At 36.3% G+C, this 16,494-nt stretch carries 18 protein-coding genes; 3 read left to right on the top strand and 15 right to left on the bottom strand.

Annotated elements, in window-relative coordinates; genetic code table 11:
* Positions 1-24 precede the first annotated feature (24 nt).
* The 4 genes from AsAng_RS25600 to AsAng_RS25615 all read right to left on the bottom strand — a co-directional run bounded on the left by AsAng_RS25600 (position 25) and on the right by AsAng_RS25615 (position 3,814).
* On the bottom strand, positions 25-1,131 hold the full coding sequence (locus tag AsAng_RS25600; protein WP_264789981.1) for an aminoglycoside phosphotransferase family protein: 1,107 nt from the start codon (positions 1,129-1,131) through the stop codon (positions 25-27).
* Positions 1,132-1,279: 148 nt separating this feature from the next.
* On the bottom strand, positions 1,280-1,624 hold the full coding sequence (locus tag AsAng_RS25605) for a hypothetical protein (RefSeq protein ID WP_264789982.1): 345 nt from the start codon (positions 1,622-1,624) through the stop codon (positions 1,280-1,282).
* Positions 1,625-1,947: 323 nt separating this feature from the next.
* On the bottom strand, positions 1,948-2,949 hold the full coding sequence (locus AsAng_RS25610) for an ADP-ribosylglycohydrolase family protein (protein ID WP_264789983.1): 1,002 nt from the start codon (positions 2,947-2,949) through the stop codon (positions 1,948-1,950).
* On the bottom strand, positions 2,936-3,814 hold the full coding sequence (locus tag AsAng_RS25615; protein ID WP_264789984.1) for an alpha/beta hydrolase: 879 nt from the start codon (positions 3,812-3,814) through the stop codon (positions 2,936-2,938). Before AsAng_RS25615 ends, AsAng_RS25610 begins: the two co-directional genes overlap by 14 nt.
* A 95-nt stretch (positions 3,815-3,909) precedes the next feature.
* Between AsAng_RS25615 and AsAng_RS25620 the strand changes: the two genes are divergently transcribed.
* Entirely contained in the window at positions 3,910-4,539 is a 630-nt protein-coding gene (locus AsAng_RS25620; protein WP_264789985.1) for a TetR/AcrR family transcriptional regulator, read from the top strand.
* A 42-nt stretch (positions 4,540-4,581) separates the two neighbouring features.
* On the opposite strand, the gene AsAng_RS25625 is transcribed toward AsAng_RS25620, so the two are convergent.
* The 9 genes from AsAng_RS25625 to AsAng_RS25665 are packed head-to-tail and all read right to left on the bottom strand — an operon-like array spanning position 4,582 to position 11,813.
* The gene (locus tag AsAng_RS25625; protein WP_264789986.1) at positions 4,582-5,001 is read right to left on the bottom strand and encodes a GNAT family N-acetyltransferase; all 420 of its coding nucleotides are present in this window, start codon (positions 4,999-5,001) and stop codon (positions 4,582-4,584) included.
* 6 nt (positions 5,002-5,007) lie between these two features.
* Entirely contained in the window at positions 5,008-6,027 is a 1,020-nt protein-coding gene (locus AsAng_RS25630; protein WP_264789987.1) for a vWA domain-containing protein, read from the bottom strand.
* Positions 6,028-6,029: 2 nt separating this feature from the next.
* On the bottom strand, positions 6,030-7,031 hold the full coding sequence (locus AsAng_RS25635) for a vWA domain-containing protein (protein ID WP_264789988.1): 1,002 nt from the start codon (positions 7,029-7,031) through the stop codon (positions 6,030-6,032).
* Positions 7,032-7,058: 27 nt separating this feature from the next.
* Positions 7,059-8,012, bottom strand: a complete 954-nt coding sequence (locus tag AsAng_RS25640) for a BatD family protein (RefSeq protein WP_264789989.1) — start codon at positions 8,010-8,012, stop codon at positions 7,059-7,061.
* A gap of 2 nt (positions 8,013-8,014) precedes the next feature.
* A complete protein-coding gene (locus AsAng_RS25645; RefSeq protein WP_264789990.1) occupies positions 8,015-8,884 on the bottom strand; it encodes a DUF58 domain-containing protein in 870 nt (289 codons plus the stop codon).
* A gap of 30 nt (positions 8,885-8,914) precedes the next feature.
* Positions 8,915-9,574 carry a hypothetical protein gene (locus AsAng_RS25650; RefSeq protein ID WP_264789991.1) on the bottom strand — a complete coding sequence of 220 codons (660 nt, stop codon included), beginning with the start codon at positions 9,572-9,574 and terminating at the stop codon, positions 8,915-8,917.
* A 16-nt stretch (positions 9,575-9,590) separates the two neighbouring features.
* The gene (locus AsAng_RS25655) at positions 9,591-10,256 is read right to left on the bottom strand and encodes a hypothetical protein (RefSeq protein ID WP_264789992.1); all 666 of its coding nucleotides are present in this window, start codon (positions 10,254-10,256) and stop codon (positions 9,591-9,593) included.
* Positions 10,257-10,259: 3 nt separating this feature from the next.
* Entirely contained in the window at positions 10,260-10,808 is a 549-nt protein-coding gene (locus tag AsAng_RS25660) for a GNAT family N-acetyltransferase (protein ID WP_264789993.1), read from the bottom strand.
* A 9-nt stretch (positions 10,809-10,817) separates the two neighbouring features.
* Positions 10,818-11,813: an AAA family ATPase gene (locus tag AsAng_RS25665; protein ID WP_264789994.1), complete on the bottom strand. Its 996-nt coding sequence runs from the start codon at positions 11,811-11,813 to the stop codon at positions 10,818-10,820.
* Positions 11,814-12,310: 497 nt separating this feature from the next.
* Between AsAng_RS25665 and AsAng_RS25670 the strand changes: the two genes are divergently transcribed.
* Together AsAng_RS25670 and AsAng_RS25675 are read left to right on the top strand one after the other, a co-directional pair.
* Positions 12,311-13,039 (top strand): hypothetical protein, encoded by a 729-nt coding sequence (locus AsAng_RS25670; RefSeq protein WP_264789995.1) that lies wholly within the window; start codon positions 12,311-12,313, stop codon positions 13,037-13,039.
* A 90-nt stretch (positions 13,040-13,129) separates the two neighbouring features.
* A complete protein-coding gene (locus AsAng_RS25675) occupies positions 13,130-13,945 on the top strand; it encodes a Rossmann-fold NAD(P)-binding domain-containing protein (RefSeq protein WP_264789996.1) in 816 nt (271 codons plus the stop codon).
* Here AsAng_RS25675 and AsAng_RS25680 read toward each other — a convergent pair whose 3' ends face one another.
* On the bottom strand, positions 13,946-14,707 hold the full coding sequence (locus AsAng_RS25680) for a DUF4292 domain-containing protein (RefSeq protein ID WP_264789997.1): 762 nt from the start codon (positions 14,705-14,707) through the stop codon (positions 13,946-13,948).
* Positions 14,700-16,430: a tetratricopeptide repeat protein gene (locus tag AsAng_RS25685; RefSeq protein WP_264789998.1), complete on the bottom strand. Its 1,731-nt coding sequence runs from the start codon at positions 16,428-16,430 to the stop codon at positions 14,700-14,702. Before AsAng_RS25685 ends, AsAng_RS25680 begins: the two co-directional genes overlap by 8 nt.
* Positions 16,431-16,494: the final 64 nt, after the last annotated feature.

The following is a 16,494-nucleotide window of genomic DNA, read 5'->3' on the forward strand; positions in this document are numbered from 1 at the left end:
TGTTAGGCAATCTAATATGATTTTTTACGGAGTACTGTTAGCTATTCCAAATAATTTTTCTTGGGACAACAGCGGCTTTCTAATGATACTTTTACCCATATTTAGAAGAAGCTGAGCAATGGATGGAATGGCATCAAATTTTGAGGCTATTTCAAAGGACGTTTGCAAGACTCTAAAACCAGAAAATAAGACCACTCGTTCTAATAATTGCTGGCGAGCGTTTGTTGTTAGGCCTATGGTATTGCAATAACTTTCCCAATAACTATTAATGGCAGGAGTTAATAAATGAAATGGGAAACGAGCTTTTTGTATCATCTCTTCAGGCGATAAGTTATCGGGCATAGAAATTACCCACCAAAAGATAAAATCATTAAAAACGCCTGCTACATCCCATGCTGTATCCCCAATTTGAGCCATTTCCCAGTCCACTAATTTGATCGAATTAGCTGTCTTATTTTGAGGGTCGAGCACAATAAAATTGTCCAATTTAATATCACCATGAATTACTGCATTTTCTTGCCACAAGGAAGGAATCTTATTAAAAGCAAGCATCAAATCGGTATGAGATTGTAGGTGTTTAATAAAGGCATATCCTCCGCCACTGATATAAGATAATCGACTGGGATGGGGCTTGTGCAGGTTTAAAATAAATGGCAAGTCTCGGTTTAAGAAAGATAATTGGGGGGCATTAATTACTTCTTTTTTTGAAAAGGTTAAATGCAGGTGGGCTAATAACTTTCCTATTGTTTTGGGGACATTTAGGGGAAAATGGTGAATCGTTTTTTCATTATAATATTTCCATAGTGGCATTGCTTCTTTGTAGAAGGTCATGACAAGAATAATATCGTTGGTATCAACATATTTAACTTCGGGGAGATATTTTTCTAACAGTGGGAATTTTTGATCGAAATATTGATAAAATTGAGCTTCTCTTTTTAAGGTTGTTGCATTTTCTGCATTCTTATCGGCAACTTGCTTAATTAAAAAATTGCTATCGTTAAGCGTTGTAATTTGAATGTTTTGGTTGCGTCGGTTGATACTTGTGGCTTCAAAATCTTCAAATACAATTGTATTCTTATCCAATAGTTGTTGGTCTAACAAAAAATCCTGTATGGTATCAATGCTATACATAATAATAATATTGGGTGTTAAAAGTTAATACTCCGTGTATTGGCTCGTGGACTAGGCTTTGAGTGATTTCTTATGAAATAATGAAAAGTTGAAGAGTAACCCTTTTGATTACTCTTCATGATTATCCTCCAGATTAGTTGAGAACTAATTATGTTGTACAACCAGTAGTGGCTACCAAAATCCAACAACAATCATCTGACGGTTTTGCGTTAGATAAAGTGTTTGAATTAATATCATCGGTAGAACAACCAGTAGTTGCCAAAACAATCCAACAACAATCGTCGTGGACAGCTTGTTTAGCAGCTAAGGAATCACTAGTTGATACTGCTTGTGCTAATGTAGAACAACCAGTAGTAGCTACAACAATCCAACAACAATCATCATCAGAGTTACTTGAAGCCTTTTGGCTTGCGGTGACGGTTGCGGCATCGGTAGAACAGCCAGTAGTGGCTACAACAATCCAACAACAATCATTTTGAGAATTTTTGCTCATGATTAATTATGTATTATGTTCCTACTCTATTTAAAACAGGCTTTTCGGGGGCGCCTTTGTAATCAAAAGGGATAATAGCTATTTCATCGAATACTTGCTTTGGATTACAAATACAAATATTATTGTTTTAGTGGATAGAAACTAGGGTATAATTGCCTGTTTAATAAAATAGAGTAGAATTACTTAATAGGTTGATAGCTAGTTTTTTAAATATTTTTTTGTAAGGTTCTAGCTTGAGGTAGGATATAAAAAGATCATCTTTGTATGTGAATTTATACAAAGGAAAACTGGCTAAGAAGAGACTATAGAGAGGCAGGAGTAATTTAATTTTTTGGAGCAAATTGTCGAGCAAGTTCTTTCAAATAAGATAGCCCTTCTACTTGTTCTAACATAAAGGATGGAAGACTATCTAGTCCCATAGAACCTGCCAAAATACCAGTAGTAATAGCGGCAATAGAATCTACGTCTCCACCTAAATAAATAGATTTTTGAAGCGCATCAAATGCACTAGTACTGTGTTTGAGTACATAAAGAACGGCTCCTGCTGTGTATTTAGAATCAGAGGGAACTCCTTTTATTCCAGGCAAAAAATAGGGCGCTTGTATGGGTTGCTCTCCACAGAGTATGTTAAAGTCAGAGGGCTGTAGTTTTTCATAAACTCCCAAAGCATCTACGGCTATTAGATACGCTTTATATTCTTCATTAAATGCGATGGTTTGCAGGCAATAGTTGACTAATTGAGCAGGATCTCCTTTTTTGATCAACAAAAATTCGCTTGCTCTGGCAATGCATTGACTGGCTAGAATGGCGTTAATATTGGGGTGAGTTGCATTGGCATTAATAGCAGCATAAGAATTGATGAGGTCAGGATGAATTAGCCCTAAAGGAACTGCTCGCATTGCAGGGGCATTGCCAGGGTTAGCCCTATCTCTTTGAAAATTTTGGATTTCTTTTATTGTTTTTTCCCCAGAAAAATACCAACTCATAGAGCCATGCCCATTTCTACCATAGCCTTTTTCGAATATCCCCTTATTGTATTCTTCTTCCCATTTTTGAATCAATAAAGCTTCCGAAAAAGGTTCTGGAGCCATCAAAGCTTTGAGTAACCCAATTGTCATTTCAGTATCATCGGTATAGTCCCAAGGAGTATAATTAGTCGTGAATAGGGATTTTTGATGTTCTGGCACAGAGATCATGGCTCTAGCATTGACAAAACATGAAAAGTCTACTTTTTCTCTGATCCAATCTCTATCTTGGAATTCTACCCCAGCCCCAAAAGCATCGCCAATGGCTATTCCAATTAATAGTTCGCTAATGTTCATCATGGCTGTTTTGTGGATTCATAATTAAGCTTTCAATGCTTCTATTCATTTCTTGAGATTGAACATGAAGAGAAGGATCTAATAAGATCGTCTTTTTTAGAGAGGGAAAGATTTTTTTTGCTCTTTTTAACATTTTAAGCCCAGGAAACATAAGGTCTTGTTTGGCTGCAATCAGTGTTATGGGCGTTTCAATACTTTTTGCTTCCGTTGTTTTTATCGTAGGAACAGGTGAAAAGTCCATTTTAAAATGCATAAAAACCTTGGCTAAAAACTGAAGGGCAAATGCATCTTTTTCAGAAAATAAGGTACTCAAAAATTTGTTGAGATAATGGCTCTTTTTGGTCAACAAATATAATTTCATAGGAATAAAAACTTTAGCCATTAATTTTAGAGGATTGCCATTAACAATATAAGCAGGAGCAGTCAAAAAAACTTCCTTGATGTTGCGCTCGTTTTGAATCAGTGTTTTTAAAATAATAAGACCGCCTAGAGAGAATCCCACCAACGTAACATCTTTTAAGGCTAATTGATTGATTGTTTGATTGAGCCATAGCCCATAAGATTGGTCTTTCATGCTTAATCGAGTTTCTGCACTTTTGTTGGGTTGTGCAAGAACATCAACCGCAAAAACCTGATATTGTTTACTCAAGTTGGGATATACCTCTAGTGCAATAGGGGCACAGCCATTGGAGCCATGCACCAAAACCAAAGGAGGCTTGCTTGGTGCACCTGTTACAATAACGTGTGTTGTACCAAAATCTGTTTCAACGAACTGACTGTTATATTGGATGGAAAGTTGTTCGAGTTTTTGTTGGTAAAGCGCTAAGATCTCTTTTTTGTGCTTAGGACTTGTATATAAGGAATTCATGAGCAATAAAAATTTGTATTGATGAACAAAATTCAAGTAATTGTATAACTTTAGGGCAAGTTTACTAAAAATAATTAATTAGGGCAAGTTTACTAATGAAAAATACAAAGCAAAAAATAGCAGATACGGCTAGAAAGTTATTTAATATTCATGGATATGGGCAGGTTACTTTGCGAATGATTGCGAATGATTTGGGGATGAGTTGTGGCAATCTGAACTACCATTTTAAGAAACGGGAAGATATTTTAGAGGTGTTATATTTTGAGATGGTGGCTGTGTTTGACCAAAGGGTGCTTGAATTGCCACAGCAAAAAATTTCGATGTCCTTAATTTACCAAGAAGTTCGAACTAGTATGCAACGAATGATAGCGTATCGTTTTTTCTGGACAGATATTTATAATCTATTAAGGACGAGTCCCAATATAAAAAAGCATTTTCAGCAGGTTTACGAACAGCGGATAAAAGGCTATTTGTATTTATTTGCCGAACTAAGGAAAGAGGGGTTATTAAAAACGCCCGCTTATAAAAATGAAGATCAATTTATAGGAAAACAGATGGTACATTTTAGCAATACATGGCTATATGGGATGGTACTTTATGCCAATGATTTTGGAGACGAAATACTTGAAGAAAATGTATCAAATCTTCTGGGCTTATTATATCCTTACTTAACGGCTAAAGGGCAAGAAGCATTGCAGTCTTTGGTTGCTTATTTGAAGGGGTAATAATGTTATGATTTGGAGCAGAAAACGGCATTATAATAAAAATTAAGAAGGAATATAAGTCATAAATATTTCAGGTGATTCCAAGGGCTTGAAACCTACTTTTTGATAGAGGGCATGTGCATCTTGCGTTCCAAGCATCCATTTTTTGACCTTATTGAGTTGTGGGTCTTGCAGTATAGCATTAACTAAGGATAGCCCTAAGCCTTGTCCCCTGTAAGATTCCAAAATAAAAACATCCATTATATAGGCAAAAATAGCGCAATCGGAAACAACTCTAGCAAAACCTATTTGTTGGTTTTCATGATAAACACCAAAGCAGAAAGAGTTTTTAATGCTGGCTTCTACTGTTTCAATGGTTCTACCTTTTGCCCAGTAACTTTGTTTTAAGAAAGTATGAATCATCGAAACATCAAGGCGTTCTTTATTGGTAGAAATAGAGATGTCGGGAGGTAAAGCAATCATAAATAATTATTTTTCGTTTAGCCATTTACTCTTTCGGTAACTAATAAAGAATTCTACAATGAGTAAAATTAGAGCAAAAGCAACAAAAATCTGGAAATACGTTTCATAAACATCAAAATCTTGTTGTTCAAATTCTGTCTTTTCCAATTTAGACATTTTATGCTCCAATCTAGCGATAATAGCATCTACTGATGTACTTGCATCGTAAAAATTTCCACCACCACTAGCTGCAATATTTTTGATCAAATCCGTATTCATTTTGCTATGGACAACCTGACCGCTTTTGTCCAATTGAAATTCAGAACGTCCTGAATTTTTGATTGGAATCGGGGCGCCATTTTCTGTCCCAACGCCAATGATAAAGGTTGTGACACCTTGAGCCTTGGCCGCTTTTGCAGCATCAACAGCATTTAGTTCGTGGTTTTCACCATCGGTAATAACAACCAAAGCCCGCTGTTTTTTTTCTTCCTCTTTCGCTCCTAACTCAACCACCAAGTCGATCGCCGATTCAATGGCTGTACCTTGTGTAATATCTAGTTTAGGGCTAGCCGTCTGAATGAATAATTGAGCAGCAGCATAATCTGTTGTTAAAGGCATTTGTAAATAGGGATGTCCTGCAAATAGAATCAGCCCAACTCGATCCCCTCGAACTGCCGTTACCAATTTTTGAGCAAACTGGCGAGCACGTTCCATGCGATTGGGCTTGAGGTCTTCCGCCCACATACTTCTAGAAACATCCAAGGCAATAAAAATATCAACCCCTTCTCGTTTAACCGATTGAGTTTTGTTGCCGAGACGAGGATTGGCCATTGCAATCACCAAAAAGGCAAAGGCAAACATAATAATGCCAAATTTTAGCGGTCGCTTAAGCCTAGAGATATTGGGAGCGAGCCGCTCTAAACCTAGTAATGCACCAAAATGTTCTCGTAGTTTATTATTGTGCAAGGTAATGGCAATAAACAAAGCTATGAGTACTGGTATGCAAAAAAGCAAATAAAAATAATTGGGTTGTTCAAAATGGAACATGGTTATACTATAGTTTTGAATAAGGTATTGGCTAATAAAACTTGTAAGAAAACAAATAGGATAGCGACAAAAACGAAAATATGGTATTTCTCCTGATAGTTTCGGATGGTGGTGGTTTCTATTTTTGTACGCTCCAGTTGATCAATTTTTGCATAAATAGCTTTGAGTTGATCCATGTCTTGTGCTCTAAAATATTCACCTCCAGTTTCATTCGCAATTTTCTTGAGCAAATTCTCATCAATTTGTACAATAGACCAGTCGTAAATAAACGTTCCATTTGGACGTTGAGCCACTGGTGTTCGAGCTTGTCCTTTGGTTCCAACACCAATGGTGTAGACTTTTATGCCTAGTTTTTTGGCAGCATCGGCAGCCTGCATAGGAGAAGCATAACCAGAATTGTTGACCCCATCCGTCAAAAGAATGATAATTTTAGATTTTGCTGTACTCTCTTTTAGGCGTTTGGTTGCATTGGCCAAGCCCATTCCTATAGCAGTACCATTTTCGATTAAACCGCATTGCAAGGTAGCTAAAAAGGAGCGCAATATATTGTGATCGGTCGTTAATGGACATTGCGTAAAACTTTCGCCAGCAAAAACAATTAGCCCAATTCTATCGTGTTTACGCTGAGCGACAAAATCAGAAGCCACCATTTTGGAAGCTTCTAGACGATCAGGCTTAAAATCTTTGGCAAGCATGGAGGTAGAAACATCCATTGCTAGCATAATATCAATTCCCTCAGCATTGACATTCTCTTTTTTTAGAACCGCCTGTGGGCGAGCAATTGCAATAATAAGGGCTGTAATTGCTAATAATTGCAAGAGTTGCACGAGTGGACGTGCTTTGATTTTCCAACTCTGTGGTCCTGATAATCCCTGCGTTGAAGACATGCGGACATCCGCAAAATATTCATCTTGTTTATTGTAGTACCACCAAGCCATAAAAGGTACAATGACCAATAGACCCAATAGATAAGGATTTGCAAATTCTATTCCTCCAAATGACATATAATTGCGCTATTATAGTTTTAATCGTTAATTGCTTACTTGTTTGGCTTCTTCTTCTAGTATTGCTTGGATTGAATGAATCAACTCAAAACAGAGGCTAAGCGCTTTTTTATTGGCAATATCTAAAGGAGATGCCTTGGCATATTTAATCAAATCAGCATGCTCTAGAACCGTTTTAAATTCGTCATACAATGATTTTTTTAGCAAATAGTGCCCTTTTATCTTGGGCATAAATTCACTGGTAGGTCGTTCTAGTGCCTTGATTTTGAAACGCCCATTGATATAGGTTCTTAAAATCAATGATATGCTGGTGTGATATTCTTTGGTTTTGTTTTGTTCCAAGAAGTTATTGGCTTCTAAGGCAGCCAACTGTTCGAGTGCAATTTCTTCTGCGGTCTTTGGGACAATCGCTTTTGACCGTTTCTGGCGTTGCGTAAAGACATAAAAAGCAAGAAAGGCTAGAGCAAGCATGAGCAGCGCAAGCACAACAGGATGCGTAAAAAAAGAATATAAATGATCTAAAAAGTTGGCTTCTTCTGCCAAAATTGTCTTAATATCTGCGACATAAGTACTATCTCCTGTAACCTCTGGTGCTAAGACCGTAAGCATTAGCGGTGCTGATTTTATCTCAACGGTTGTTTTGTTTTTGGGATAGGAAAAAACCAGCTCTGGAATTTGATAAGAGCCAGGTTCCCAAGCCGTCAAAAGAATTGTTTGTTGATAAGTATCATTTACATCCCCTTGAATTAAGGTAGATTTTTGCTGATCAATTAATTCTAACTTTTCTTTGTCTAATAGATCATTTATTGTAGGAAACGAAAAAGGAGTACCCGCAGGAACATTAACCACCAATTGCATGCTGACCTGATCGCCAATCAAAAAAGATGTACTGTCCATAAAAATATTAGCCTGCCCATTGCCTTGGGCACAAAGCCCCCAAGAATAAATGACCAACAATAGATATAAATAGTGTTTTAGCATCTTTAGCTTCGTCTTTCTTTAAAGAATTTTATTAAAATACTCAAATAGGGCTGATTGGTAGCCACGCTCATTACATCAGCATTATTGCGTAAGAATGTTTTCTTAAAATAATCCAGATTGTTATGATACCAATTGTTATAGTTATTTCGAACGGCTTCAGAAGAAGTGTCTACCCAATTGGTCTGTCCTGTTTCGGCATCTATCATTGGCAACAAGCCAACATTCGGCATTTCAACCTCTAAAGGATCATAGATATGAATGCCAATGGTATCGTGTCTATTGGCTGCCAGTTTGATGGCATTATTATAGTCTTGGCACATAAAATCAGAAAGGACAAAAGCGGTACAACGTTTACTAATAATATTGGTTAAATACTTTAGAGGTTCATTGAGATTGGTTTTAGCTTGACTTGGTTTGGCATAAATCATATCCCTAAGAATGCGTAGAATATGCGCTTTTCCTTTTTTGGGGGGAATGAAGTTTTCCACTTTGTCAGAGAAAAATATAGCTCCTACTTTGTCATTATTGGCACTTGCCGAAAAAGCTAAGGTTGCTGCAATTTCAGTGGCAATTTCCATTTTATTTTGATAGGTAGTGCCAAAAAAGGCAGAACCACTAACATCTATTAATAACATAAATGTCAATTCTCGTTCCTCTTCAAATACCTTGACATAAGGCTCATTGGTACGAGCGGTAACATTCCAATCAATATTTCGAACATCATCTCCATACTGATATTGACGAACCTCACTAAAAGACATGCCTCGCCCCTTAAATCGGGTTTTGTAAGTACCCGAAAACACTTGGTTGGACAAGCCCCTCGTTTTGATTTCTATTTTACGAACTTTTTTTAGTAATTCTTTTATCGTCATAAATATATAAGTACCAGCACTTGGTCGATTTTAAAAAATAAAAAATACGACTGCTAAGTTGATAGCAGCAATAATAAAAAAGTTAGTTAGAGAAGGTTGCGCTAATTCACTCATTTTAGCATCTAACAATTCAAATACATTTTGAGTAATTCGCTCTTTTACTACTTCTTTCTCGCCACCTTGTTGATATTGTTCCGTAATTAGTATAATAATGTCTTTAATGGTAGTAACAATGCCTAAACTGTTGGTAATAAAATCAGGAATTTTATCCCAAAGCGAACTGGTTTCAGCATCAAATTCTTCTTGAATTTTCTCACTGGTTATGGGGCTATCATCATTGATGATTCTATTCAAAATACCTGCAATTATATTGGCAGCAACAGGGCGAATGATCTCTTGGTAAACCTCAAAAACAATTACGAGTTGCCCATAAACATAAGCGGTATAGGCGTAGGCAGCAGGAAATACCAAAATTAGTATTACCAAACTAAACAAAAGCATGCTCCAGCTTACGACTGAAAAATAGCCCATTAAAAAGACAAGTGCTAAAATCCAATTGATAAGCACACCAGAGCCAATCAAAAAAAGCACAGAAAAAGACGAAAGGGCTTTTTTGATTAGTGCCCAAGGCTTTATTTGCTGCTCAATTTTTTCTATTGCAACATTGATTTCATTTTCTTCAGTAGACATAGGCACGTAGGGAGGATTAGAATAAAAAATATAAAGTAATTAAATTGACTGCCGCAACAATATAAAAGGGGATTAAAGAAGGCTCCATTAATTCAGACATCTGTAAATCTAAAGACTCAAAAAAACTGTGCATGGCTTTTTGCTTTACAGCTTCTTTTTCTGCTCCTGATTGTCGTTGGGCTTTTACAATTTTTATAATGTCTCCACTGGTAAAGAAAATCTGAAAGTAAGCACGGATAAAATCGGGCAGTTGCTCCAAAAAATGTTTTTTTCGCTCTTCGACTTCCTTAACAATTTTACTTTCATTTACTTCGCTAGCCTCTTCGGGATTATCTACTAAGAAAGAATCTAAGGTTCGGCTGAATACCTTGGCTGCAATCGGACGAATGCCTTCTTTGTAGGCTTCCCAAAACAAAACAGATTGCCCGTAAGAATAGGCAAAAAACAAATAAAGAGCAGGAAAGATTAAAATCATCAATAGTAGCCCAAGGATAAACCACAACCAAGAAGTAGCACTAAAGTATCCCACTAAAAAAACAACTGCCATAATCCAATTGATGACAAATCCTGCCCCAATCATAAGGACAATAAAAAAAGAAGACAATGCCTTTTTTATTAATTTTAAGGGGCTGCTAAACGCTTCCAGTTGTTTTATTTCATCTGTATATAAATCCTCATTCATAATTTATTTTACATTTTGGTACATTTCGATAACATCAAAATAATTTCCATCTGCCATTTTAATCTCAGCCACTCGTCTACCTTCTTCAATAAAACCCATCTTTTTGTACAAATGAATACCTCTATGGTTGGTTGCAAAAACGCCCAATTTTACCTTTTCTATAATCGGGTTTTCTTTTGCCCATTTGAGCAAAACTTTGATCAGGCAAGCTCCAATCCCTAGGTCTCTGTATTCTGGGACAACTCCCATTCCAAATTCTCCTGTATGTTCAATGCGTTTTCTATCTCCATTCCAAAAATCAAGGGTGCCCACAAGTTGGCGGTCAACTTCTGCTACAAAAATACACTTGCCAATTGCTTCCGAATAATGCTTAATCCGTTTGAGTTGGACTTCTAGTGTGCTCGTTTGCTTAAATTCTTCCAAAGAAGTTAAGACCTGATTAGAGCTACCAAAGACTCTTGCAGCCATTTCATTGAGCGAAAGAGCGTCCTGAAACGTTATTTCTCGCACGATTAAAGGTGTCCCATCTTTTAGAATAAACATTTCACGCATAAGCAACGATTAAGGAATTTGAATGGTATTTAATACTTGGTCAATGATTTGCTCTGTGGTCACATTTTCTGCCTGAGCTTCATAAGTCAGACCAATTCTGTGGCGCAACACATCTTTTGATATAGCTCGAATATCTTCAGGAATTACAAACCCCCGTTTTTGAATATAAGCATGTGCCTTTGCAGCCAGTGCCATATTAATACTAGCACGAGGCGAGCCTCCAAATGAAATCAAAGGAGCAATCTCCTTGAGTCCATGTTGAGCAGGTTCACGAGTAGCAAATACAATATCTAAGATATATTGCTCGATACTTTCTGCCATGTGCACTTCACGTACTGTTTTTCTTGCTCTTAGAATATCGTCTATGGTAGCAACAGGATTCACCTTTTGGAAACCTCCCAACATATTCATGCGCATAATTGTGCGTTCATCTTCTTTGGTTGGGTAAGTGATCGAAGCTTTTAGCATAAAACGGTCGGTTTGAGCTTCTGGCAAGGGGTATGTCCCTTCTTGTTCTATTGGGTTTTGGGTCGCTAAAACCAAAAATGGTTCTTGCAATTTATAGGTGGTTTCTCCAATGGTTACTTGACGCTCTTGCATGGCTTCTAATAGGGCAGATTGAACTTTTGCAGGGGCACGATTAATCTCATCTGCCAAGATGAAATTAGCAAAAATAGGTCCCTTACGTACGGTAAAATCATTGGCTGCCTGATTGTAAATCATTGTTCCAACTATATCGGCAGGAAGCAAATCAGGGGTAAATTGGATGCGTTGAAAATCAGCACTAATTGCTTTTGAAAGGGTGTTGATTGCAAGTGTTTTTGCCAAACCTGGCAAGCCTTCCAAAAGAATATGTCCTTGGGCTAACAATCCGATCATTAGTCGATCAATCATATATTGCTGACCAATGATTACTTTATTGGTTTCTTTTATTAAGCGTTCGATGACCTGACTTTCTAGAGCAATTTGTTCTTGAAGAGCTTGTATATCGGCTGAAGTATGCATATTCTATTTTCTATATTTATGTTTTAATAGTAAAAACTTAATGATTGGCATAAGTTGTACATTCTTGATTATTAGGTTAAAAAGATAGTTTTATTCATCTTTTAGGTATGAAAATCAATACAATGTAACCTTGTACAATAGGTTTTTGATCTTTATTTAAAGCTTGTACAATAAATAAAGATATGAATGTAAGGTATTGTTATGACAGATTTTACCATTTTAACATTCATTAACTGCGAATGTACGGATTTTATAAAAAAAACAACAGCTATTTTATAGCAAAATATGAAGTATTGCCCGCAATTTTGGTTTAATTTTTGTGCATTTGGATATAATTCTACTCCCAACTTTTGCCAACATTCTCTATTTATCAAAATAGGTTTACCTTTGTATTAATTATTGTTGTTCTGATGAAAATGATAGAACTATTTTAAGTGATTTACCTTTAGTAGATCATCAAACGCATCACAGAACTGTTATTATTTAAGCATGAAATTATGATCATTAGAACTTGTATCTTGTTATTGGCATTATTGGCTTGGGAAATCAATCTTTTTGCTCAAAGAGATGATATTGTACTCACAAAAGAAAAAAAAGAGTTTGCTTTTAATTCCATCAAGGAACTAAAGAATGGTGTATTGGTTGTCCGCCTAAAAACGAACCAACGAAAAATCGAAATCCTAGAACGTACTTTGCGTGATCCTAACTTGACAAAACAACAACGCAAACGCCACCAAAATATACTAGAAGGGACAATTAGAAGTCGAGATGAATTTAATCAAGCAATTGGTAAAATGTTTGAAGAAGCTTTTAGTTTTTGTCCTGTTTATTTGATGTATGATACCAATAGCACTGCACTAACCAATGGCGAAACCAAAGGCTTGTTTCTTAACAAAAAAGGAGAGTTGGATGAGACGATTGAATTAGAATCAACCAATGTATTTATTGTAAATTATAAAAAACGTAGTGCCGAGTTTCCTTTTGATATTTTGAGAGTCCGAAAACTTAAAGAAAAGCTCGAAGATCCTTTCCCTTACTATGTGGCAATAAGAGAATCTTGGATCAATCAAGTTAATACACCTCGTGCCGCGGCAGCAGTTACTCAATTGGACAAAAAAATGGCTAGTTTTTATCAACGAGCATTGGATTACGATAAAAAATTAGCGGAACGTGCTGCTAGGAATGCAGCTAATAAAGCAGCGAATGCCAAAAAAGTAGAAGGTTAGTCAATTCTTAGAACGACAAAGAACCTAAGTGGATGAACATTTTAGGGGGAAAAACTTGGATTGGTTTAAGCCTAATAAAGATAATATTGAATGAAAGGAAGGAGGATTAGCGTTTTGGGAAGCGGCTGGTTAGGAGCAGCCCTAGTTGCTATTTTAGAAGCTAAAGGAAGTAGCGTTTTGATCTCAACAACTTCTAGTGAGAAATGTAATCAATTGAAAGGGGAGGGCAAACAGGCATTCACCATTAAGGTGCAAAGTGAAGAAATAATAGGAGATATTGAGTCCTTTTTAGATTCAGAAATACTGATTATTAATATCCCTCCCAATCGGGCAGAATTAGAAAAAGAGCAATTTGCAAGCCTATTGCCCTTAATAGAAAAATCAAGTATACAAAAAGTACTTTTTGTCAGTTCAACGGCTGTTTATCCCAATCTTAATCGTGTGCTTAAAGAAGATGAAAAAATCGAAAATAAGACACATCATTTATACAAAAGCGAGCAATTATTGCTGAACAATCTTCACTTTAAAACGACTGTTGTGCGAATGGCTGGGCTTGTAGGGGGAGAGCGTCATCCTGGGCGATTTTTTAGAAAGCATGGAGTCATTAGAAATGCAGAGGCACCTGTTAATCTCATTCATAGAGAAGACTGCTTGCAAATAATGCTTCAAATAATGCTTCAAGATGTTTGGGGAGAAGTTTTTAATGCTTGTGCAGATGAGCACCCTCCTAAAAATGTTTTTTATCCAACAGCAGCAGCAGCGATTGGGATGCCAGTTCCTCTTTGTGAAGCAGCAGATTCACCTTCTTTTAAAATTATAGATAATACAAAAATAAAAGAACAGCTGTCAATTCATTTTAAATACCCTGACTTATTGCGATTGATTAAGGAGGATAAATGGGTGTAACTAGTTCCGTTGGTAGCTATCAGGAACCGTAAAGCCTACCTTTTGAACTTCATTAAGCACCATTTTTGAAAAAGTCATTTTTAGTTGGACAATGCCAGCATCTTTACTATCTATTTCAATATTTTTGACGGCTGGAATTTGTGTTTGCTCAATCGTTTGGTAATCTTCATACTTAATGTCAATAGAATTATAATCCATAGAGCCCCTAAGCTCATTAACGAGGAAGGATTGAGGATTCATAAAAAGTTTGAGTACATTTTTTTCAGATTCAGGCGTTTTGAGTACATTTTGTTGTTCCCGAATGACAGAAAGTAGGGTCTCTTCTTGGAAGAGGATTGGATTCCCAACAATGAGTTCTTGAAGCTCTGCAAAATTTAGTTGGAGCCCAAATTCATTTTTTAGATAAGAAAAAGGTTTTTTGATATATTGGCTTTCTTGACGATCTAAAATCTCAATGGTTTGAGGAGTTATTTTGACCCGAGCGCCTTCAATATTCATTTTCTTTATTTTGATCCAAATCAGGCTATCCTTTTGCATTCTAATAAGCGTAGAAAAGGTCGCTTTTTGCTGCTCGCTATCCATTTTAACCTTCGCTCTACTGGCAAACCACGTATAATCAATATGATTTTGTTCCAATTTGCGCAATAGGAATTTGACAGAACGTTTTTTTGCTTTGGCAGTACTGACGGTTTCAGTGGTCTTACAACCAATAAGAAAACTACTAATTATGACAAAAAGTAGCATCTTCAGTCCATTACTCATATAGTTGTTTGGTTGAAATTTTACGTTGCAAAATAGAAGAAGAGGAACCTTTGTCTAGTGCTTTTTGCCAAAAACTAACCGCTTGGTTTTCTTTGCCCATTTTGAATAAGACATCCCCATAACGTTCTAACGTTTCAGGAGAGTTGTTTCCTCCCAAACTTAGCGCTTTGTTAATCTCCTGCTCAGCGAGTGTGTATTTAGTTTGTTTGTACAAAATAAAACCATTAGCAGTTGTATATTTGATGTTATTGGGATAACGTTTTAAAATACCTTTGATCAACTCCTGAGCTTTGGGTAATTCGACTCCTCTTTTAGCCAGACTATAGGCATAATCATGAATAATCTCAGGATCATCAGGTTGCATTAGGATCGATTCATTAAAGGTTCTGTCTGCTTTTTCATAATCATTCATCGCCTCGTATATTCTTGCCAAATAACGCAAAGAATGCCCTTGAATTTTCAGATTTGCAGCGGCAATTTCAATGGCTTGTTGAAATTCTTTTTGAGCCTTTTTATAATCCTCCTTTTGGAACAAGGCAATTCCGTGATAATAATAGCTATTGGCTTGACTTGGATAGAGCTCTAGAAATTCCTCACTGCGTTTTTGCAAGGTTGCTTGATTGTCCATTAAGTGCAAGGCTTCTAATAAATTTTGCCAAAGAGCAAGGTTATTTTTAATAAAGCGGATAGAAATATCATAATGTTTTACTGCTTGTGCATACTCTTGTTGTTGAAACAAAAGATTGCCTCGCACAAAATTAGCCTCAGCACTGTTGGGATGAGTTTGGGTTAATGCGGTGCTTAATTCAAGAATAGAAGCCTCGTATTTGGGATCAATGCGGTTGTTTGCCAAATCACTGGTTAGTGATTTTAGTGCTTTAAGTTTGTTGTTTAAATCTTGATGAGGGTTCTGGAAGGTGTTGATTAAGGCTTTTAGATAACGGGCAGTATCGCCATTTTGTAAGAAAAACTCAACCATTGCCATATTTGCAGTGGGATTGGTTGGGTCTAAATTTAATGCCTTTTGATACAATGTTTTGGCCTTTTCTAATTCTTGTATAGAAGTATAAAAATTAGCCAATCGAATAATATACTCTGGTTCTTCAGGATAAGCCTGCATCAACTGTTCAATTTCTTGACTGGCTTTTTTTGCTTTACCTGTTTTCATATATAATTTGTACTTCCGCATGGAGATGGCCTCTTTGATCCCAACCCGTTTTTCCAAATTATTATAGACTTTAATCGCTTGATCTGCCTTTCCGCTTTTGCTCAAATAATAAGCCCATTCAAAATACAATTGTTCTTGAGCGGGGTATTGATTGGATAGGTTAGCATACAAATCTGCTGCTTTTTTAAAACTGCCTTCTTTTTCCAAAAGACTAGCGTATAAATCACTATAAACTAGGTTGTATTTTTCTAAGGCAATCGCTTTTTCAATCCTATCAATTGCTTTACCATACTGCTCTTGTCTTTTATACAGACGAGCCAATTCATAATTAGCAGCAGTATTGTTATTATCTTTTTGAAGCACTTCTAAGTACCGTTGGATCGCTTCATCAATATTGCCTAGGATTTTTTCTCTATTGGCTTCAATAAAGAGTTTTTCTAGTAATACGTCACTTTCCTTAGGTCGTGTCTTTTTTTTAGATTGAGCCCATACCCCCATGTTTATACTCAAAAGGAGTAAAATAAAAGACCAACATTTAGGGGATAAATTATACATAATAGGATTGATTTATTAGATGTAAAACCATAGGTTGAGGCTATAATAATATACAAAAAAATAT

This window comes from Aureispira anguillae, assembly GCF_026000115.1.
Lineage (GTDB): Bacteria > Bacteroidota > Bacteroidia > Chitinophagales > Saprospiraceae > Aureispira > Aureispira anguillae.